Origin of the sequence: Neorhizobium sp. DAR64862/K0K3 (assembly GCF_050500185.1) — a bacterium.
GTDB lineage: Bacteria > Pseudomonadota > Alphaproteobacteria > Rhizobiales > Rhizobiaceae > Neorhizobium > Neorhizobium soli.
On sequence record NZ_CP191450.1, the window covers coordinates 1004003 to 1025695 of the forward strand.

A 21693-nucleotide genomic window follows, 5' to 3' on the forward strand; every position below is an offset into this window, starting at 1 on the left:
ATGGTTCTACCCTTCCGGAGATTGTTCGGTTTTTCTTCAAGTCTTCTTATGCGTCAGTACGAGGTCTGCAATTCCGATAATGCCGGCGCTGGCGCCGAGCTTGGCTTGCCGCAGTTCGGGCATGGAGGACGGTGCAAGAGCGATGATCTCGGCCTTGACCCTGTCGATGAAGCCCGTGGCTAGGCCGATGCCTCCACCGACGACGATCCGCGCCGGATCGATCGCCAACTGAATATCGCAGCAGAGCCGTGCAAATCGGCGGGCAACGCCGTCGATAATCACGCCTGCCCATTCCTCACTGCTCGCCGCCGCGTCAAAGACTGCCCGGGGTTCGCTGGAATGGCCCAAACGTCCAGCTTCGGCCGCAATCCACGGCCCGCAGATGCGGCTTTCGAGCGGCAGGTTGCCGCCGTCAGGATCGCGCATCTGTCCGAAATGGCCGGCAATGCCGCCGAGCAGCGTTCCGTTTGAAACGATGCCGCCGCCAAGTCCGGTCGACACGGTGATGAAAACAAGATCCGAGCGATCTTCGGAAGCCTTGTATTCGCCCCAGGCCGCAGCCTGGGCATCATTGGCGGCGATCACCGGGACATCGAAGATTTCTGCGGCGCGCGCTTCGAGTGGAAAATCATCCTCGATGCGGAGCGTCGCCTTGTTCATCGCGCTCCAGCGGCCTTGCCGCACTGCGCCGGTCACAGCTATGCCAACCGCGCTATAGCGGCCTTTCCAGTCGCGGGTAGCCGCCGCAATTGAATCGAGCCAGCCTTCGGGAGAGCCGGTACGATCGGTCGGGATTGATACGGTTTCGACCACTTCACCTGCCTGCACCAGCGAGGCCATGGTCTTCGTACCACCGAGATCGATTGCAAGCACAACCGGGGCTGCAGCGGGCTCGTAAACCTCGCGCAACGCATCGCGAAACCAGGTGGTCACATGTTCGGTACGTGTGATCGCGGATCCGACGACCACACAGCTTGCGCCGGCACGAGCAGCGGCCTGTGCCTGTTCGGGCGTACGGATACGCCCCTCTGCAATCACGTTCGGCGTCAGTTCTCTAAGGGCTGCGACAAGCGCAATGTCCGGATCAACGGGTTCCAGCCCACCCGTATAGCCAGACATTGTCGAACCAACAAAATCGACACCGACCGATAGCGCATGGCGGGCATCCTCGATGCAACTGCAATCTGCCATGGACAGTTTCCCGGCGTCGCGCACCGACTTGGCAAGCGCTGCAACGCTTTCCGGGCGTACCCTGTCGGTCGCATCGAAGGCGATGATGTCGGCGCCAGAATCGGCAAGCGACTTGACGTCGTCGAGGAAGGGAGTGATGCGCACTGGACTGTCATCGAGATCACGCTTGATAAGGCCGATGATCGGGGCATCGGTGGCTGCGCGGACGGCTGCGACGTAACGCGCCGATTCGATACGCAGTCCGGCAGCGCCTGCGGAAAGAGCCGCAAGCGCGAAAGCAACGACATAGGGACTGTCGTCCATCGCACCGCCGGGCACGGGCTGGCAGGAAACGATAAGGCCGTTCTTGAGAGTTTCAGTAAGCACGTTCACCATACCTCATATCAGCGAGGCTCACGCTAGGTGAAATAATACCAGATGACAACCAGTATCGTTCATCTACGGGCAAACTGGACTGGGTGTGGCCATACGGGGCTTGCAACTTCATCAGATTTTTTAGAGAACTAAGCGATATGCCAGCCGCAACCAGCCCTGGATTCCAACGAGGTTATCCTTCTTGAACTCGAAACTGCAGCAGGACATCGGAGAGGCCTCAACCCAGGGGGATGCGCTGCTGGACCGCTTGGCCATGAGCCTCGAAGGATCCAACGATCATTCGCCTATCTACATGCGGCTCGCGATGGCGCTCGCCGATGCGATCGATGATGGCCATCTGGGTCGCGGGCGCAGCCTGCCCAGCGAACGGCTGCTGGCAGAACGCCTCAATATCTCGCGCGTCTCCGTCCGCCGCGCCATAGCCGAACTTGAGGGCGAAGGGCGGGTCAATCGCCGCCACGGAGCCCGAACGGTGGTCCAGACACGCGTCCGCAAGGACCTTCCCAACCTGACCGGCTTTTCCGACGAGATTCGTGCGCGGGGCATGGAGCCGAGCTTCTCCTGGATTTCGCGTGGCAGCGTCATCGGTACGCTTCATGAGACGATGGCTCTCGGCCTGCCAGTACAGACCGAGGTAATCCGGCTTGTGCGCGTGCGCCAGGCCGATAGCATTCCGATTGCGCTGGAGCGCGCAGTCGTGCCGAAGTCGATCCTGCCGGACGCCATGCTGGTCATCCACTCCCTTTACGAGACACTGGCTTCGCTCAACGCTCGTCCACACCACGGCTTCCAGCGCATTCGCGCCGATGTGATGTCGATTGCCGAGGCAGAACTGCTACAAGCAGCACCGCAGACGCCGATGCTGGTGGCTGAACGCCGCTGCTTCCTCGAGGACGGCCGCGCCGTGGAGTTTACCGAGACGCGCTATAACGGCAAGGTCTACGACTTCATCTCCGATCTTCATCTCTAACGTGTTCATGAGATTGTTCAAACCAGTTTCATACCACTTTGCACTCTGGTTTATTGCTGCCGACGCATGCCGTCCGTGACGCACGATTTCATTTCCGCAGTCTTAGAATGGGGTGTTTAGGCAGCATATTCAGCGCCTATACCCACAGCCCGATTTGGACTTAATCGTTCTTGATGTATTTCGTATCGAAGATTTAGCGCGATTAATCGCAGCGCTATGGCGTATTGGATCGCAGTTTTAGGCTGCTGTAGGATATTGTGGCGTAGGAATTGGTTGCGGGGGCCCACAACCAACGGTTCCTGCGATTGGTTGAGTGTGTGGTACCAAGACTGGCAGCATAAACAGGTATGGCGATGAACCATCTCGAACGGATTCAAACCAAGAGCCCGCTTTCCTTCCCCGCAGCCACCATCGGACACGCGTCACAAAACCTTTCTGCAAACGGACTGAACTATAGGAAGGCCCGAAGCCACTTGCAGTCATCGTCTCGAATTAGCCTCACCTAGAACGCTGCGCTGCAACGCGCTCGACAGTTCCACCAAAATCGAAAATTACGGGACCAAAGCTCCGATTTGTCCTCCGCGGCGGAAAGGCAATTTTCATCGCGAGTTGCTCTGAGATTGTCGACGTTACTATCGTGAAGTCCAAGGCCCTCCAGTCAAGTCGTACAGCAAGTCGAGGACGCGCAACCAAGAGCACGGCCCCGGTGCCGACACCGTCAGGAAGATCGGCCGCATCTTGAAGCGCTATGACACGCCAATTGAGACCAGCACGTTGCAATCGATAACCGATGTCATGGGCAGTGTCCTCAACGTTCTCTTCCTCTGAAATAATGCAGACACCATATGCGTCGAGGCTTTGATCCTTGACGATTTCCACAACATCGCCTTCGGCGCGTAGTACCTTCGAGACCTCAAGCAGGCCGTCAGAAGCCGCATGCTCGTAGGTGTAGTGGAAATCGAGATCAAACTCATCATCTGAAGGTCGCTGTCCGAAGATCGGCAGGTAGTCCAACGAGATCACACTGCAGTCAGGAAAGGCTTCTCTGAGACTCCGCGAAAGCCGCTCTTTGGGTGACTTCTCTGTGATCGCAAGAATACAGTTGATCGACTTGTTGATGCGTAGTGCCGATTTTTCGTTGTCTCTAAGCCACATCATAAGAGCGGACCGGGTGATTATCTCTATACGCCTAGGCTTGTCTTTGCTGGTCCGACGAACCTCGCCTACGGCGCCATGGCCGAATGTGTCTGCGAGCCTCGCGATGGTCTCTTGGCTACCAGACGCGTTGTCAGTGACGACGAGGACGTCCTTGAGGCGGCCAAGCTGGTCCAGTTCCTCGAGGAGTAGTTCCATCAAGATGTGTCGACCGGAGCCGGGAGGCATCGACAACAACACGGACGGTATTCGTCCCTCCTTTTTCGAGAATCGAGTGACGTCTTTTATTACCGCTTCATGGAAAGGCCATGGTTCGATACGCTGTCGTCTGATCAACTGTCGTCTTGAGACAGGCATCTTTGCCTGATTTAGCCCTGTTCGGTAGAAGATTGCATTGCGTATGTTGGCGCGGCTCAAGTTCGCTCCGCTCAAATCGGCATCTGTGAAATCAAATCCAGATAGATCGGCGTCACCGAAATCTACGTCTCTTAAATCGATGCCTCGGAAATCAGTTTCCGGGGCCATGCCTGATATGCGGACAAGTTCGGCAAACTTGGTGGTACGCGTGCTCTGAAGCTGGCGGAGAACGTCTAAATCGCGATGATTAATCATTCTCTGGTTCCTCGCTCATAGTGGCGGTGCTGAAGATCACTTGACCAGACATACCTTCGAACAAGGCATTCTTCAGAAAGGCGCTCATGATTTTTTCTTTAGCAAGACCGCGCTCCTCCGGGGCGAGATCGAAGACGCAGGTGATGTCCTTTTTGCTCGCCAACACCTCCACTTCAACATTCGCCGAATTATTTGGTAGGTTTTCGATTTGACAAAGTGGCTCGTCGCCAAGCGCCCGATGCGTCATGGAATCTCCTCCACCTGGATCGGTAATGATCCAGACCCCGCCCGCCTGAGGTCTAAGTCCTGGCAGCGTGGGGTTATCGCCCAAGCGATGCGCTGATATCTTCCCAGTTGTGGATGACACGTTCACGTGTGCACGAGAGAGTGAAATCTCAGCATCAATGCCATCAGATGCCATCAGAAACGTTCCAAAACGCAGCTCCGCCAACACATCAAACTTTTCGGCGTTGCTGCCCTGCCCCACTGAAAGACTGAGCTCTACACATTTGGGATAATGATCCTGCTTCTTAGACTTGAAGTTGTCGCTTCCATATCCTTGCCGTGGACCCGATCTCAGTGCTCTTGAAGACGCCAGGGAAGAACTGCTTCTTCCTCCGATGACCTTCAAGAACTCATTGGCGGTATGCCCCCAAGTGCAGCCGTGCTCATTCTTCAGTCGATCTCGCAGACCCTTCGCGTCCAGCTTGGCTAATTCCGGATTAAGCGCGACCTCCCCAATAGCTTTAGCGACGGCAGCCACATCAGTCTTTCTCTGGGGCCCGCCCATAAAGTCGATAACTTTGATGCCAGTAGTGCCAACCGCCGATTCCACGAATCTACAGAGTCCCGTGTCCCTTCCCATTATCAGTGGGACCTCGCAGCCAATAGCTTCCCACCCCACCAGCCCAAAACCCTCATGAAACGACGGAACAATTGCCAAGTTGGCGCTCTGCAAATGCCTACGAATACGGCGCGGATCGCTCTCAAATGGCATCGGTACTACGTTCACGCGCCGAAGCGCGTTACGTTCGGCAAGTCGTTCGAGCTTCCCGTTTTTTATTCGTTGCGGATCCACTCCCAAAACTAACATCGTCGAATTCTGTAAGCGGGGAACATATGGGCCAGCGCTTTTGATGGCTTGACCAAATGCCTCGACAGCGAGTTCCACCTGTTTCAGCGATTCCGTTTCCGTGGTGAACCTACCGGCCGCAACAACGCAAAAATCTTCGTCGATTGAAGCATTCGAACTAAATTCGTCGGGAAAACCTGGGATCAAACAACGAGCGTCACCCCCACAAAGCGCTTTCGCTTTCGAGGTGAGGTAGGTTCCAACTCCAAAAATCAAGGCTCCGGGTGTCGCGAATAGATCGGCTTGCTCTTGGTAGCTGGCGCCCGTTTTCTCACCTTGGCCACCGCCGGCGTTTTGGTATTTTTCATACGCCATATGGTGGATGAGCGCGACACGGCAACGCAGTCGCCTAGCAGTTTCGACCGCCGTCCAGCCTGTAATACAATCATGACCGACAACCACGCCGTCAGGTGATTTCCAGCCGTTACGATCCAAGTATCCTTCGATCTCCCGCGAACTGTCTTTAACCGGTCTACCACTGCTGTCGGCTGAAACCTTAATCAGCTCAATATTGGCTCGACGAGCGCTTTCCTCATCACCGTCTCGTATCGCGGTCACAGCGCAAACGACGCGATCGCCGCTTTGGCAAAGCTTTGCAAGAGCGACCGCAAAAGAATAATTGAAGGAATTGATCCCACCTTCCCGCGTGCTCCACTCTGTCGCTAAAAGCACGATCAGCATTCGGACCCCCTGCTCCTGATTACTCGGATACAACTATCAGGGATTGCAATACTAGCGGGTTAACATGCAAGCTTGGGCGAATGCAATTTATCTAGCCTCCCGCGCTTGCGTAGAATGTATGGACTTCTTATGTGCCCACAGGCTGTTAAAATTTGAAAGCAAACAGCCTATAATATTTAGTTAGCCCTCCCAGTGTGCTCACCGATTTCGCCCCATGGGACGAATACTCGACGGTAGGCAAGCCAAGCCGCTCATTTGCCTCGGCCCGCGGCTGCAACTGCATGAGGCATCAGGAATGCTCCGATATCCGTGATCACATCCATCAATTCACCCGGATTATGGGCAACGTCTTCAACAAACGCTCGCCATTGCCGTTGCTTTTGCTGATCCTTGGCAAATGCTTCCGTCAAAGCATCTGGTAGGACCGTTGGGATCGGCGTCTCACGCCGTTCGAAAGTGGCGGTAATTGCCCGCCCCAACCTGTCATTGTTGAAATCGAACGACCTGCTGAGAATCCAGATGTCGTAGAAATCTTTCATCCTCGTGTTGGCACGCCCCAGCGCCACCATCGCCTGAAACTTCTCGGCAATGACGGTTTCCCGCGCGTAGCCCCGTAGTCGGGGTATTGGGAAGTCGAGCATTGAAGGATAGTCCAGCTCTTCGGCACCAGGCTCCAGTGCATCGCCAAAACCGATGTCGATCGTCAGACTGATCCGGGCGCCGCTGATCGAGGCCGTCGTCCTCAGCCTAAGCCCGCCATACTCCAGCTCCTCGCGAATACGGTCGACGCGAAGTGCATCAGCGTCGAATTCTACACCGTCACCGGCATCCTGCACTAGGATCTCACGAAACGTCGCCAGCATCGGCTCCGGGCTCGGATCGCCGAAGCCCAGCAGATCAAGATCGCGCGTGCCGCGGTACGGATCATCGAACCAGCTCATCATCAGCATCGCGCCCTTCAGCACGAAGCGGTCCGTGTGTGGTGACTGGCTGAGCCGGAAAAGCAAGCGCTCAAGAGCGAAGCGGGTCAGAACCAAGTCGAAGCTCTGGCCACTTGCCTTGGCAAGTTGCAACAGGCGCGCGCGAACCGAAGCGCCGATGTTCCTGATCTCCTTAACCATTGGCCGTCAGCGCCTCAAGGTAAGGCCGGATCACGGTAGTAACCCCGCCGTGCTCGGCCTGTCTTGCAATTTCGCCGGGAGTGGCCTTGCGCTGCCGAAGCGCTTCCTGGAGGCCCTCGATCGCCACCGACAGGCCGATCTTATTGCGATATCGGAAACAGTCCGCGATCGTTTTGACGATCCCGAAGACCTTTACGGGCACACCCTCGACGACATGGCTCTCTACGCTTTCATTGAGCAGTCTTTCGGTGAAACGCACGATACGGATCGGCGTGCCGTCGGGTTTCGGAGTCCAGTCCTTTTGGCCGATGGCCAGCCATACCTGTCTTGGAAGCTGGTCACTCAGGCCGTGAAACGCGAGGGCCGACACAAGGCAGACAACGCCCTTGGGTACCCGTTTGGCGGCCTCAGCCAGGCTATGATTGGAGTCAAGCGGCGCGTCGGAGAGCTGATAAAGGCCCCGTGCAAGCCGGAGCACCTCCCCATCCCGCTCCATGCGGCTCATCGTAGCGGCCGTTACGCCGGCGTCGCGCAGCTCTACAAGACGCGCAATTCCACGCGCCGTCAGAAGGGCTTGGGCGATTTCGCGCTGGGAGATAGATGCGGGCATTGATACGATAGCTCGGAATTGAGGTGGCATTATCCGAGGATTCGTATCAAATTCTCACGATCAAAGGAAGCTCTGGCAATCGGCAACTTTTCAATCGAGAGCTCTGCCATACATCCAATGCGGCGCCTGGACGCCAGCCGGCCAGTCGAAACGTCAAAGATCAACGCTCTCACTTTTCGTCGATGAAAGACAGATGCAGCGTCTCCTGCAATTTGCCCAATGTGCCATCCTTTCGGAAGCGAATTCCGGAAACTACAAAGCTAACACTTCCTTCGCTTGAATAAAGATAGACACTCGTCACCGAAAGCCGCTGAAGCCGACCCTTGCTCTCGGAGGTGACAATATCTCCAGGAGCAATTCCAAGAATTGACTGAGCGAGAGCGGATCGCTCTCCTTCAAGCTCCGTCTCCCAACGTTCGAGTTCAGCTTCGACATGCTGGAATGCCTCACGGGCAGCGTGGAAGGGACGCTTCTCTCCAAACCATAGACGATCAACTATAGAAAGGATGTCTGCCGGAACTTCCTTCTGCATCGAGTAGGCTGCACCGCTTATCATCTCGTAGACACGTTCGGCCTCCTGCAGGGCCCGAAGGCGGTCACTATAGGGCTTGATTGTCGCGGCAGAGATGACGGGTGAAAGGGCTCTCTGCGCAGTGGGAAAAAAGTCAATCGGCATGACGTCGCGCAATTTGATCCGATTCGTAGCATGCCGCTCAGGCGGTTCTTCTTCGCGCCAAGACTTGCGGTTCCACTCAACCCAAATCTCGCGGGCCGAAACGCAAATCCAGCTGTCCAAAAACAGGTGTGCCCCTGGCGAATAAAGATGATGGGCGGACCAGGCATGATCGGTTGCCGAGAGAGGCATGACCACGTGCTGCAATTCTTGATCTCGGACCAAACCGGCCAGTCCGGCGACCCTCTGCTGCAATGACCCCGTCAAGCGTATAAAAATCACCGGCCCGTCCGCCGTATAGGAGGTGCGTTTGCTTTCAGTTTCGAACGCCAGGAGTTGTGTTCGTGCAACGGGCAACAACCGCTCAATAAGACGGCCAACACTATTCCGGACGGATGGCCCCCACCGGGTGGGGACACGCCCATCTTCCACCCACTTTTCAGCACCACCTTGAATCAGAAGTAAGATTTGAGCAACCACATCACGATCGATCTCAGGTAGTCTTCCGCCACCCTGAGGTTTTGCAGAATCGACATCAATTCCTCGGCCGCTCAACTCGGACAGGGCTGCATCATAGAATTGGCGCTGCAATTTCGAAAGCGACTTTGCGGCACGCGCACGGGCCTGATCGCGCTGCTTGACTTCTACTTCTTCACGGAAAGCTGCCAGGGCGGGACGACGCGGTCTTTGTCCGGCCTGCATACGAGCCCAATAGCCCCGCGGCGGCTTCGGCACCTGCAATTTTGTACAGAGCTTCCCGATGGCCACGTCGGAGAGGCCAAACTCTTTCGCAATCTCACTGGTCGGTTTCTCCCAAACGAGCGCGAACAATTCTTCTCTGGAGGGCTTTTTCTGCATATTGAAGCGTTTATTTCAAGCGAAGATGTTTTTCAAATAGCTACCATTCGCTTCCGGAAAATCAGCACCGAAGGCAACTCTTCATCCTTTGCGCTTAAGCAGCCATCAGTGATAACTTCGAGACACCGGTATGCACGATCTTGTATTCAAAGCCCTGATCCGCACCAGGAACTTGCCGTTCCTGCGCCTTGCGACCCGGGGTGTATTGCGCCGCCAGACGACTGCCCGTCTGCAGGTACGGCGCAAGCAATTCTGGGCATGCATGGCCGCCATCCCGGCCGTGCCGCTCGATTTCGCCTGGTCCTGGGACGCGCCATATGAATGGCCTGAAAACACGCGGTCGCAATTCGGCATGCCACCACTTTCGATTCGTATCCCGGGGATATTCCGCCAGCAGAAGACCTTGGCCAATGTCGAAACTTGGCGCATAGAAGACACACCCCGCGACGAAAATATCGGGCGCGTGGCGGTAATCGGACATATCGCCACCCGCAAAGACAACATGCGCCAGCATGTTGGGTCGGCCCTGGCGCGCTCGATTTTCGTCAAGCTGCACGAGGGGTACGGTGTAATGAGGATAGAGTTTCGCGAGACCGCAGTTTCGACCGCGCATCTTTATCCTCATTTTTTCGAAGCGCTCGGCGCCCGCGCGGTGATCCCAAATCAGCCAAGCGACAAGATCTATTGGGTATGGGAGTGGGACGACATCGACTTCTATGAACAGCGGATTGCGGCACCACCGCACCGACGGAGGCAATAGAAAGTCATTCAGAAGGCTCAGCTTACCTCTCCGCGCAAGCATTTAATACAGGCGTCATCACCGTCACATGCTCGTAAAGCCGCTCGAATACCTTTGCGGCACGGCGCGCGCAGGAGAGAGAGCAGCAGTTTTTGCCAAGTTAGCGGCGCCTGCAGACTCTAACTATTTGCTGACAATATTCGAAGAGTGCGGCTTGCTTTTGTATACTTCCGTCCTACGACATACTGAGTGTCCGCGAGTTCCGGAGCAATCTTGGACGTTGAAAAGATGATTTGATTTTTTACCGTTGCATCATTGCTGGCTTCCACGATTAATCGCTGGAAGTTCCAGGATCGCTCCTGCACCATTCCTTTATCTTCGATGTTATCCATAAGCATGAAGCGAGGCAGGTTGAATTTTTCGTCGCTCAGCGAGGCCATGAACATGCTGAGCAAGAAGCTATTTTTCAAAACCACCATGCCGCTGGCGCTGCCGACACGGTTTTTATCACCGTTGATCGCTATCCAGTCGCCAGCGAAATCAAACGTAATCGCATCAACCTCCCCGAAGTCACTGTGTTCCGCGAGGTCGCGTGATAAAAGGTATTTCATCTTGTCGGCTATTGCGGTGAAGGCAATAGCCTTTCGGCGTTTCTGAGAGGTTTCTGTCGCTGAAATTCGGTCTTTCATTTCGCTGATGCGTGCGTTCAGAACCGACTTTTCTTCGGCAAGCCGACCAATCTGCTCGGCAAGGGCGCCGCGTTGCTGGAGTTGTTCTATCTCTCGGTCGAGATATCCAATCTTCCGGCTAACGTCCGCCAACACATTTTCAAACCTCGAGGCGGCACTGCGGCGACCAAGCTCGCTTGAGGCTAAGGCGGTCTTCAGTGTTGCATTGGCTGTCCGAAGTTGTGCTTTGAGATTTGCAACCAGCCGTTCCCTTTCTGTCTGGAGATGAACGGATTCATTTATTTGCATTTCGAGGTCGAGCTTTACCGCAAGTGCCCGTGTTTCATCGTGTCCTGCTGCGGTGGTCGTGCCGCATAGATGACAGTTCTCCTCATCATGGACATGGGCACTTGCCAGTGGCGCGAAGCATGAGGGGCAAAATTCAAATCGGACAGCACCCAGTGCAAAGAAGGTCGATGAAGCATCGTCAAATTCATCAACAGCCTCTCGGAGGTGATCGATGAATTGCTCGGCGTCGGTAATCTCGAACTCAAGAGTTTCGATCTGATCATATAGAGCTGCCGCCCGTGACTTCGCCTCGGCTAAATCCCGCCGTTGACGCTTTACTAACTGATCGGCTTCGGAGCTAAAAACGGCGTCATTTGCACGCTCTAAAAGCTGCAACATTTCTCCATGTAAGGTGTTACGACGCGCCACAGTATTGGTCACTGCAGCAGATATGTTCTCAATGAGCACACCATCACCATGGCTGCTAGCCACCGCGATTAAACTCTTCAAACGTGTCGAGACGTCATTATATTCTTTCTCGAGGTCCCGAACGAAAAGCTGCAACGCATACAAATCGTAGCCGCCAAGCCCACAAAGCAAATCGCCGACCGCCTGGCGAGTTTGCCACGTGTCAAAACTTTCGACGCGGAATATACGCTGAATAGGTGTCAGCTGATCCGAGTAAAGCACGCGAAGCAGCTGATGCATGGTAATGTTGCTAACACCATCGCTGATCGCTTCCGGAATACCTATGGCGTTGAAAAGCACCTGACTGAAGCTGTAGCCCGTCTCTGGACGACGATATGGAAATGTTTCCCAGGTCCGCAAATCAGCAGTGACCGCATTTTCATAGGTGCCGAAAAATATTTGTACCGGTCGACCGCCGGTGTCCGAAATTTCTCGCTTTAGAGTGAGGACTGCCTTACCTGCTGTTACCTCAGCCAGAACATAGTCCGCAAGCGCCGCCTCCTTGCGCCATTCACGCAAATCGCCACCCAGAGCGAAATAGATAAAATCGGCAATGGTGCTCTTTCCGGAGCCGTTATCGCCATGGATAATATTTACGCCGTCGTGAAACAGCTCGTCGTAAAGGATGTGCCTTCCACGATGCACGCTAAGCCGGTTAAGCTTTAAGTGCGCCGTCATGCGGCAATTGCCCGAACCGGAAGCCCAGCTTTACGATACATGCTGTCAGCCCCTCGAAGGGGAATCGTTGAAAATGGGCCAGTTAGAAAGGCTGTCAGGCCTCCGTCTTCAAGGTTTTTCTGAATAATCTGCTTGTTGAGGGCTTCAGGCAGCTCGCCAATCGACCTAGCGAGAAGACCCTGTTGAAGGCCGGATGATGTTACAATGCCCCTGGCGACTAACTGCGCGATGGCCGAGTTTTGATAAATCCGAAGATCCTGAAAAACAGACGATGGGCTGGGAAGCCTAATAAATATCTTCTCTGGCTTTGGAATATCCAGTTCGCGAAACAAGGTTTTCACGGGTTGGGGCATCGATGAACGGTGTAAGAGAGAGGGGTACAGCAAAAACATATCGAGGATGCGTACTCGCTCAAGTTCAACCGCATTATTTTTCGCGACGAGAAGGCGTAAAACTCTAAACGCACAATGGTATGGATCTCTCGAGGCGTGCCATACGCGTAGATTAGCCATTGTCCCATCCCACATGACAATTGCCAGCTAGGTAGTAGAACGCGCTATCGACCATCGCAGGCGTACCGTCAACGCCGTCCTCATCATGAGCTTTCAAGCAGGGATCAAGGACATTCTCCTGCAACAGCGCATCAACGACGGTCGCGTTTTGGCCCGCAGCGATGGCGGGGTGGACATATCGGTGAAACCGGGTCTCGATGTTAGACATCAAGCGAGTATAACGCCTAACAGCGGCAGGCTGGGCGATATTACGCTGGAGCGTCATACTGAACCGTTCTTTTTGGCTCTCAGCTCGTGGAATTTCATGCGCACGGTCCGCGTCCCGCAACTTCACTGCCAGCGTGCGACGGTCTACTCGGGCGTGTGAGGTGTAGGCTGTGAATTCACCCTGTATCTCGTCGCTCTGCGCTCCATTACCATCCGTCCCGCCAGCACTCCCGCATGTGATGAGGAGATCATCCATCACCATTTTGAGCGATTGGTACAGTTGAGAACTACGGTTTTCTAGCTTCGTAATACTTACATGATCAGCCTGGATTGCAACGGGATCGCAACCAAATACGTTCGGATTTGCCGTCATCTGGTCGACGACCAGCACCCCCTTGTGGCTCTCAATTTCGTAGTAGCACTCAACTTGTAACTTGATAGAATTGGCCCAATTGCTGAACCACGAACTTAGATCCAGAAGGGCATCTGAACCATGCTCCAATTCTTTCAGCGTTTTTGAGGAAATCACCCGCAAAATTGCGGTCACGGATTTGGCGAACTGCGCGCCCTGATGCGGCGTAGCAATAAAAACAACACCCAGTGCATTTTTACACAACCGCTTGCGGCGTTCATTCGATGCGTCGAGCGATTTACGAAGCATCTGCTTGACGATTAGGCCGCCCAAGCTGTGTGTAATAAAGACGATAGGCCGGTCCGGCGTGGGTCGGCTGCCAAGTCTATCGAGCAAAATACTAGCCCTATCCCCTAGGCTCGCACCGCCGCCTTTCATAATACTGACGAAGACCGACGAGTCATAGCCTGCTGAATAGACGTTTATCGATGGAAAATCTTCGGCAAGCCATCTGGGCCAAAATTCACCATTTGCGTGAGTCCAGGTTGCCTGATGATCCCCTGTAAACCCATGCACAAACACGATATCAAACGGTGCTTTGCCGCACGGCTTTGCGCGTTCACCAAAAATGTAGTCAAAACTTGAATCAGACATACTTACTCCCCGCACCGAATTGAGGGCTTGGCTATGCCGGTGTCAAGTTCAACATCAGTTTTAAGTTGTATTAAAGTGAAAACAACCCGCGGAACGACACTTGCCCAAAGGATCTTGGAAACGGTCCGCCTCGGACGTGACGTGCAGAAGGGTTTTCAGTTTCGAGAGCAGTCACAATGCAAGTGCAGCCTGAAATTTTTGCGCTTCACAACAATTCGCGAGGCGCGGACGAGTCACCGTACGTCCCTTTCCACTGGCGCCGAATTCGAGGCAGCCGGAAATTCAAAACCAGCCTGCTGCATCTTTTCCAGCATGTACTTAAGGGCATTGCGTTCGGTTCCAGCCAGCCGGATGTCGCCCCGGGTCAGTCGCCGCAGAGCAGCGTCGGACTTTGGCGTCAGAAGACGCTTTGCCCTTGCGAATGTCAGGTATGGCTCAGTGTCTTCCAGCATCGCGACAATTACCCGGTCGAAATCGATGTCGGTATCAATTTTCTTCGCCGCAATGGCCTGCTTCCGCGCTCGCTCCGCTTCGGTGCGGTCAATGACAAAGCCATCGAGCGAGCTTGAAAAGCTGTACTTGGCTCCCGAAACAGCCGCCCAGCAAGCCTGCAGCTTGCAGTAGCTGTCGATATTTCGAACCTGAGGCGGTGCGTCCTTCAAAGTAGCAGCGACTTGCGGTGCAAGTTCGCGCACGGCGGCCCCGATCTCTTCAGGAAGTTCCTGTCGCTGCCAAACGATATCGAGGTCTAGTTCGAGGTCCTGGCTCTGGAGATGGTGAACTAGCCAAGCGATTGTGTAGGTCACAATCTGGACCTTGTAGCCTCGATCTTCCTTGTACCAAGCGGAAGTTCCAACCATCTTGTCGGTCCAGTGGAATGTAATAGCCTTGGCGACAGCTCGACGAAACCAAAGTTCGTTAAAGGTCGCCTCTGAGGCCGTCCACACCTTGCCCATTGTCTCAGCAAACTCAAGAAAGCACTTCTGACCATGGCGGCTGACAATATGGGGCCGGCAGTCGAATGTAACCTCAACTTTGGCAAGCTCCGTCTTATCAATGAACTGGTCGCGCGGAAACTCGAGTTCGAACCGACTGCGCTCTGCGGGCGTACCATACGCCAGCCGGTCACGGTATTGGCCCCTGGCACGTTCATAGAACCACTTGGATCCTGAAAGCGATCCTGGTTTTGCAGGCGCGGTCTGGCGGCGGGAGATCTGTTCGAGCACAAGATGAACCGGGTGGCTGGCGAAGAAGTCGGCCTCGCTGACCTTGTTCTGAGTGTTTGCAAACCGGGAGATCTTTGGAACGATCTCCTCCAGCCGTTGGGGATTCACGACGGACAGCTTCATCTGGACGAAGACGCCCGTCAAATCTGCCTTTCGCTGGTCGCTTGCGTAGAGAATCGAAGCCGTCGTCTGCCCGCCATTCACGATCTGGAGGTTCTCGATCTCAGCGATCCCCAATGTGCCATCCGGCAGCCTCGACGTGCTGATACCCGAGGCGGTCGCCGTCAGTCCGTTGTTGTAGGCGAAGAACATCTCTGGGGCCGTCTCGAGGGTTTTGATTATCCCTGCATTCACCTTCGTCTTCGCCTGAAGAAACGTCCGGACGTTCTGCTCAAGAAGGCGTGCGCCGTAGAGTCCGTAGATGTCAGCGAGAAGCCGGCCCGGAACGGCCACCAAGTAGGAGGCATGGTCGCCACCAATGTCATGAGCGGGCAGACACGGGAGGGGCTCGCCATTCAGCTCGGTCACGTTGATCTCGATGGGCTCGGCGCCTCCGTGCGCCGCCGAAATATCGACGTATCGCGCGAAATCGAGAACATTACAGACGAATGGTACGCCAAGCACTTCCCCGGTCATTTCCGGCTTCCGCCGTGTCGACAGGCGGGCGTTGGATAGAGCGATCACCCGGATTCTCCGGATCGCCGAACGGTGCGAATGGACTATCCACGCGGCCTCGAAGGTCGGACTTGTCTCCTCTAGCGCGTTGATGAAGGTTGGCTGTACCGCCAGCTGGCAGAAGCGGCGCACCCGCTCGAACAGCGCATCGATCTGGGCGGCATTGAGGGTTTCAAGCTGCCGGTCCGATCGGAAGTCGGAAATAGCGAGGAAGAGGTCGCCGCGTTCAGCGTCGAGTGCATAACCATCGATCCAATATCCGCCTCGGCCCTCCCGATGGGCCGGCGCGTAGGCGAGATCGAGACAGTCCCCATTCTGCGTGGCGAGGTTCGAGTACAGTTGGAAGAACGCTCGTCCCAGGGGCTCTGCGGATGCCTCCGCCTCGAAGAGAAGGTCATCCCAGAATGCGGAAAACGCCTCATCGAGATCGGGGCTCATGCGAATGCCTGGCCCATGGCAAGGTCAAAATTCACGGCGAAGGGTTCGCACTCCCTTAGGGCGATGTCATAGCGCACGTTCTGGACGCCTGACGGTAGCATCGCAGGAACGATACGAGGAAACCGCTCAGTAACTTCAAAAGCTCGGCAGGAGGTGGCGACCCAGCACATCTCATCGTATTCGGCGCGATTGACGTAGCCCATAGCTTCGAGCGCCGTTTCGAAAGCGTCCCGGCCGACGTCGCCAATATCCTCCATCTGCGCCGTGATCTCATTAACGAGCGAATTCAGCGTGAAGCTACCCGGTGCGGCGACGGGCGCGGGCGCCAGAGTCTGATGACAGATCAACAACCGGGCTGATCCAGCATCAAGCTGGGCCTCCGACGAGACTTGCAGCCGTTGATCAGATGTCGAAAGCTGGGTCTTGATCTCGATCTGCCAGTGGCCCAGGGCGAAATCCTGTTCATCGCGATGCGCTCCCCTCCAGGACAGAGCCGCCTCGGTCGGTGTTCGCCGAGCGAGGACCTGATCGCGGAGAAACACCAGTTCCCCGGCCAATCCAATTGCCTCGGAATCGGAAAGCAGGTCGTCACGCCGGCGGCGAAGCAGATCATGCCATGACCGCAGCCTACGCAGGACGAGTTTCAGGCCTGCGGAATTGTCGCCCCTCGCCACACCGGCTGTCGCCTTGAGCAGATGATCTGCAAGATCCCGGAACAGGTCGAACTGATTCCGGTCCAGAAGTGTCAGTACGAGCCGCACCCTGCCCGGTGAGATCTTCTCAAGCCGCACCTCGATTCCATTGAGACGTGGCAGGTTAGGCAAACCTTCCGCCGTGGTCTCCGCCGCTAGTGATAGCAGATAGCGGCCTGCGAAATCTCTGCCGCGGAAGAACTCAAGAGGATGTCCGGCGTCGGCACGGCGCACGTTGTCCGACGTTGGCCCCGCTGCTGCGGCGATGTCTTTCCATTCATCGACTGTCACGTCAGCCTTCCTCCAGCATGGCTTCGTCGTCCTCGGCCTCGCTGTCTGCTTCCATCTGAATCTGTCGGCGATAGACAGCATTGACCTGATAGGTGCGCGCCACAGCTTCTCGCCGGGTAGCCGGCAGGCAGAAGCTTAGCGAGACCACGGGGCCACTCAACTTCAGATCTACGGTCCCTTCACCCGTTGTGAAGATATGGATGAGGAGCAGAGGCCGGGTTCTCTGGATGCAGTAGGCCTTATCTCCGCGCAGACCTCCCTCCCGCGCCTTTTCAGCTCGTCCATCGACCAGCTGGTCTTCAGTCAGAGCAATCTGGGCATCGTCGGGGTCGGCGACCCTGTTCTTGCCGCCGGTTACGCGGAAGCCACCATCGACGACCGTGCCGGAGAGTCGCTGCCGCAATGGAAAACTATGGCCAGTCACGATCACGTCGTTGGGGACAGTTCCGGACTTGGGATGCGGAATGGCGACATCCCACTCCGCAAGTTCGTCCCGGAGCCGGTCCGCAAAGTAGTCGATGAACAGGCTGCTGCCACCGCTGATCAGGCCAAGGTCCCCGTGGGCGGATGAGAAGGTGAACCCCTTCAGGAGTGCCAGAACGCGCGCGCCCGTAACGCCGCGCCAGATGACTGTCTTGTCGTCTGTGAACGCGGCCGATGGTTCACCCACTCCGCCGAGAAATGTCTTCACTTCCTCGAGATTGGCGGCGTTGATCTTCTGATCGTTGGGCAGGATGTAACCTTCGAGGTGGCGTGTCGAATAGTCCTGCGCGACCGTCATCTGGGTTGCCGAACGCATCTTGTTCGCCGCCGTGATGCGGATGGCGGTGGGGCTTTGGCGCACCTTGAGACCGAAATGCTCGGGTGTCAGTCCAAGCGCCTGCATTCGACCGACTTCATCACGTAGCTCCTCGATCGCCTCATTGATCTCCTCATAGTGGTCGAGTGAGGCCTGGGGCAGGTAGACCCGGCACAGATCATCATAGTCGGGGCGATAGCCGAACCATCGGGCCATCTGCATGAGGGTGTCGGAGGCTGCTGTGTTCCGCAGGATATAGGAGACAGTCAGGCCCTCCAGCGTCAGTCCTCGCGACAGGGCCAGACCTCCGATCGCGATGACATGCAGCCCCTTGGCCTTGTTGCGGCTGTACTCCAGTGCGCCACCCTTCATGTTCACGGTCACAGGGATAATGCTGCCGGCGGCTTCGTTCAGAACCCCGAGCACTTCCTGGAATGAAGCACCCGCCGACGCGAACTCCCTGTCAAAGTCTGCCTTAAGAAGGGCAATGACCGGATCGCCAAACGCGTTTGCGCTCAGCCCGGCGCTGACTGCCGCAGCGTCCTTGAGCGCGTCCAGGTAAGCATAGACCAGACCGTAGACCTTCTCCTGAATCGCATTGAATCGGCTCACATTGATCATCATGGAGCAATGGCTGTCGCCCTGACCGCGAAGCCCACGCACTGCACGGGTGAGGACAAAAACACGGATCGCAGTCAGCAACGATCCCGGAAGCGCAGTGACCGGATGCTCGGCCTTGTGCCGCAGGGGCAGGAGCTGGCCGTAGTCGTTGATGACGATGGTCATTGTTCGCCGCAGATCACCATCGGCGGCAAACACGCGTGATGCGCCGACATAGTTTGAGGGGGGATCGAGCGCCTTGATGAAGTGCTTGGGAAAGAGATCATCGTGGAGCATCGCGTCTTCGTTGTCAGGATCAATGAAGATATTCGCGAAAGGCGTAGCGGTGTAGCCAACGTAGGACCGGCGTTCGAAGAGCGCAAGAATCTCCCGGATCACCCCATTTATGGCGGTGGTCGCTGCGGGGTTTTTGGCAGTGTTGATGGAGGCGTTGTCCGCTTCATCGTCGATCAGCAGGAGCGGCGACGCGATCGGAGCGCCATGGCCCTGTTCGATGAGCCAGTCCCTGAGCCGGGTCAGCGGCGCTTTGTTTTTCTTGCTGACGAAGATGATAGGCTCGCTGTGCGCATCAAGACTGAAGAACATGCCGGCGGCATCACGGGTGAAGTCCCGGTCGCGTGACGTGCCGTATGCGGGAAACCTCTTCACGGTCGAGTAGGTCTGAATCGGCAGCGGTTCCTGCGCCAGGGCATGAAACACCGACTTCTTACCAATAAAAGTCTCGTCCAGGCGCTCCTGCGTCTGAGCTCTGAGGCTGTTTGTGATGCCCGCAAGAAGGATGATCGTCTTGTAACCAGCATCCGCCGCCTTACAGATCAGGGCGGAGTAGTTGGTCGTCTTGCCCGACTGAACGTGCCCCATGACCATACCACGGCGACCGCCTGTGCCGGGATCGAGGGGATCGCCGGAGAAGTCGAGAATCTCGTCCGTGACGATATCCAGCGTAGCGACTACCTGGGGCGGAATGACATTGCCCTCCAGGTAATACCGCCGCAGCCGGTTCCAGTAGTAGAAGTCTATATCACCGCGCTCCCGCCGCGCGCGCAGCCATGGCCTGAAGTCGTTGGTGACTGACGCGCCGCGCTTCTGACTTGTGGTAAAGCTCTGCTCCAGCTCGCGGATCAACCATTCCAGCTCTTCTTCGGAAAGGTCGAAGGGTCCCGCGGTGACGAACGCAGCGATGGCGCCATCGGGCAGCGATGCGCCCTGCGAAACTTCAGTCGCATACTTCTGGCCGAGCTTGCGAATATAATATGCGAGCTCGCTGTCAAGATTCTGCACGGAGCCACCCTTTTTCTTGAAGTACCGTCTCGGTCGTCTTCCACGCCTCGCACCACGGCTCGGTTACCCGGAGGAGCGCAACCAGGGCTTCCATGTCGCCATCCACCTGGTCTAACAGCAGGGGGAGTGCGCTCATCAGGTCGGCGCGGAACACTTCGGGATCGGACAGAGTTTGATGGATAGAGTCGATCTGCACAACAGCGTCGCGCCCGAAAGCCGAAACGGGAAACGCCTGTTCAATCACCTTGATTGCTGCCGAGGCCGCGCGCTTCTGCTCATCGCTTCCGGCCTGAAGTAGAGCCTCGATGATCGGGTGCTCACGATTGATCGAGTAGTGAATCTCGCCGGCCCGGGCGTGTCGGCTCCATACTGACGTAGTTCCGGAACGGTCAAGACGTCCGCCCCGGGAGCGATAGACGCGTGAGGAGCGCCGGCGCAGGCCCTCAACAATCTGATGCAGGCGGGAACGCAGGGCGGCCGGCAGCTGCGCATCCGATTTATCGATTGTGATCTTCCAGACGTGATCAAGCGCATTCGGAATATCCACGCGCACGCGGACCAGCTGGGAAAGCTCTCCGTGGCGCAAAAGCCGGAACCAGGTGCCGCTGATAATCAGGCGATGGTTCCGATAAACGTAGAAGCCCTGGTTCCGGAGAAAACCTTCTTCACCGCCAAGTCGATCATACTGGTTGGAGATCAGTTTTGAGTAGTGCGGTAGGATGAATGGCTGGATATCGATGGTTCGCCCTGCGATCCTTAGCGACTCGGGCTCAAGCTCCTGGGTCGCCTCATGATCTCGGTAGAAAGGGTCCCAAGGATCAATTTTCTGGCCGTTTAGCCGGATGACGAGACGACGCCCGCGGACTTCGCCGGCCAGATATCGATGGAAGATCAGGGCCAGTCGATTGCGGGCGTGAACGACCAGCGCGTTGAATTCGGTAACAGTCAGCGTACCGTTCTCGGATAGTCTGTCGCAGTTCGACCAGACAATCTCGACACCGTCCTTCACCAGCAGCTTAGCCGAAGCCAGATTTTCTATGTCGTCGGCCTCAAAAATACCCATCCGCCAGCCGTCGACATCATCGAGATCCCAGACACAGCCACTTATCTCGTCATTCCGGCGGGAAAGCACGGTCAGCCGCGTACATTGCGAGAACGAGGCCGATTTCATGCCCCAGCCAAAGCGGCCAAGATCATCCGGCGATCGCTCCGTCAGCGGGTTCGCACTTGCTGGCCGCATTGCCTGCCTGAGTTCCGCACCCGACATGCCATGACCATCGTCCCGTATCCGGATACTGGGTGAGCCTCCGGCAAAGTCGCAGGTCAGAGCGACCTCTCGGGCGCCAGCCTGGATGCTGTTGTCAATAAGATCGGCCATTGCGCCGGGAAGGTCATAGTTCCCAAAACTGCGAGCAGACATCATGAGAGACAGCGCATCTGGAGGGTTCGCTTCGAATTTCATTCTCCCCCCATGCCTTTGAAGCTTCGATACTCGAATCTAACGTATGGGCGACGCTATCGGCACGTGCACCGACATTCAACTGTGAATAAACAATCGAAACGCGAACACACCCTATTTTCGCTGCTGCCGTCGCTCGAATGGACATCCGCAGTTTAGTTTTCTGGTGAAACCTACATATAACTGGTGCAAACTTCATCACTCCGCATTACTGCTTGTGACGGAGATTTTAATGGCAAGATTCGCGACCGAAAAAACCAAATCAGT

The 21693-nt window shown here is 56.1% G+C and carries 15 protein-coding genes; 2 read left to right on the plus strand and 13 right to left on the minus strand.

The features are described 5' to 3' along the window. Nucleotides 1–36: 36 nt before the first annotated feature. Nucleotides 37–1566 (minus strand): putative N-acetylmannosamine-6-phosphate 2-epimerase, encoded by a 1530-nt coding sequence (locus ACQY1L_RS21465; protein WP_430244360.1) that lies wholly within the window; start codon nucleotides 1564–1566, stop codon nucleotides 37–39. A gap of 181 nt (nucleotides 1567–1747) precedes the next feature. Here ACQY1L_RS21465 and ACQY1L_RS21470 point away from each other — a divergent pair, with 181 nt between their 5' ends. Further along, nucleotides 1748–2536, plus strand: a complete 789-nt coding sequence (locus ACQY1L_RS21470) for a GntR family transcriptional regulator (RefSeq protein ID WP_430244362.1) — start codon at nucleotides 1748–1750, stop codon at nucleotides 2534–2536. Nucleotides 2537–3034: 498 nt separating this feature from the next. On the opposite strand, the gene ACQY1L_RS21475 is transcribed toward ACQY1L_RS21470, so the two are convergent. From ACQY1L_RS21475 to ACQY1L_RS21495, 5 genes are all read right to left on the minus strand, one after another. Continuing rightward, nucleotides 3035–4303 carry a pentapeptide repeat-containing protein gene (locus tag ACQY1L_RS21475; RefSeq protein WP_430244364.1) on the minus strand — a complete coding sequence of 423 codons (1269 nt, stop codon included), beginning with the start codon at nucleotides 4301–4303 and terminating at the stop codon, nucleotides 3035–3037. Then, nucleotides 4296–6116 (minus strand): glycosyltransferase family 4 protein, encoded by a 1821-nt coding sequence (locus ACQY1L_RS21480; RefSeq protein ID WP_430244367.1) that lies wholly within the window; start codon nucleotides 6114–6116, stop codon nucleotides 4296–4298. Before ACQY1L_RS21480 ends, ACQY1L_RS21475 begins: the two co-directional genes overlap by 8 nt. 251 nt (nucleotides 6117–6367) lie before the next feature. Then, nucleotides 6368–7237, minus strand: a complete 870-nt coding sequence (locus ACQY1L_RS21485) for a nucleotidyl transferase AbiEii/AbiGii toxin family protein (protein ID WP_430244369.1) — start codon at nucleotides 7235–7237, stop codon at nucleotides 6368–6370. Continuing rightward, entirely contained in the window at nucleotides 7230–7847 is a 618-nt protein-coding gene (locus ACQY1L_RS21490; RefSeq protein WP_430244371.1) for a type IV toxin-antitoxin system AbiEi family antitoxin domain-containing protein, read from the minus strand. Before ACQY1L_RS21490 ends, ACQY1L_RS21485 begins: the two co-directional genes overlap by 8 nt. Before the next feature lie 169 nt (nucleotides 7848–8016). Continuing rightward, complete coding sequence (locus ACQY1L_RS21495) at nucleotides 8017–9378, minus strand: hypothetical protein (RefSeq protein WP_430244373.1); 1362 nt, start codon at nucleotides 9376–9378, stop codon at nucleotides 8017–8019. 130 nt (nucleotides 9379–9508) lie between these two features. Between ACQY1L_RS21495 and ACQY1L_RS21500 the strand changes: the two genes are divergently transcribed. After that, a complete protein-coding gene (locus ACQY1L_RS21500; RefSeq protein ID WP_430244376.1) occupies nucleotides 9509–10138 on the plus strand; it encodes a hypothetical protein in 630 nt (209 codons plus the stop codon). Between the two features lie 158 nt (nucleotides 10139–10296). Here the strand turns inward: ACQY1L_RS21500 and ACQY1L_RS21505 are convergent, their stop codons facing one another. From ACQY1L_RS21505 to ACQY1L_RS21535, 7 genes are all read right to left on the minus strand, one after another. Beyond that, nucleotides 10297–12219, minus strand: a complete 1923-nt coding sequence (locus ACQY1L_RS21505) for an AAA family ATPase (protein ID WP_430262046.1) — start codon at nucleotides 12217–12219, stop codon at nucleotides 10297–10299. Then, complete coding sequence (locus ACQY1L_RS21510; protein ID WP_430244381.1) at nucleotides 12216–12731, minus strand: ABC-three component system middle component 5; 516 nt, start codon at nucleotides 12729–12731, stop codon at nucleotides 12216–12218. The genes ACQY1L_RS21505 and ACQY1L_RS21510 overlap by 4 nt, the downstream gene beginning before the upstream one ends. Beyond that, nucleotides 12724–13944 carry an ABC-three component system protein gene (locus ACQY1L_RS21515; RefSeq protein ID WP_430244383.1) on the minus strand — a complete coding sequence of 407 codons (1221 nt, stop codon included), beginning with the start codon at nucleotides 13942–13944 and terminating at the stop codon, nucleotides 12724–12726. Before ACQY1L_RS21515 ends, ACQY1L_RS21510 begins: the two co-directional genes overlap by 8 nt. A gap of 233 nt (nucleotides 13945–14177) precedes the next feature. Next, nucleotides 14178–16283 (minus strand): AIPR family protein, encoded by a 2106-nt coding sequence (locus ACQY1L_RS21520; protein WP_430244385.1) that lies wholly within the window; start codon nucleotides 16281–16283, stop codon nucleotides 14178–14180. Then, nucleotides 16280–17266 (minus strand): PD-(D/E)XK motif protein, encoded by a 987-nt coding sequence (locus ACQY1L_RS21525; protein ID WP_430244387.1) that lies wholly within the window; start codon nucleotides 17264–17266, stop codon nucleotides 16280–16282. Before ACQY1L_RS21525 ends, ACQY1L_RS21520 begins: the two co-directional genes overlap by 4 nt. A 1-nt stretch (nucleotide 17267) precedes the next feature. Further along, nucleotides 17268–19967 (minus strand): Z1 domain-containing protein, encoded by a 2700-nt coding sequence (locus tag ACQY1L_RS21530; RefSeq protein ID WP_430244389.1) that lies wholly within the window; start codon nucleotides 19965–19967, stop codon nucleotides 17268–17270. Further along, the gene (locus tag ACQY1L_RS21535; RefSeq protein ID WP_430244391.1) at nucleotides 19954–21429 is read right to left on the minus strand and encodes an ATP-binding protein; all 1476 of its coding nucleotides are present in this window, start codon (nucleotides 21427–21429) and stop codon (nucleotides 19954–19956) included. The genes ACQY1L_RS21530 and ACQY1L_RS21535 overlap by 14 nt, the downstream gene beginning before the upstream one ends. Nucleotides 21430–21693: the final 264 nt, after the last annotated feature.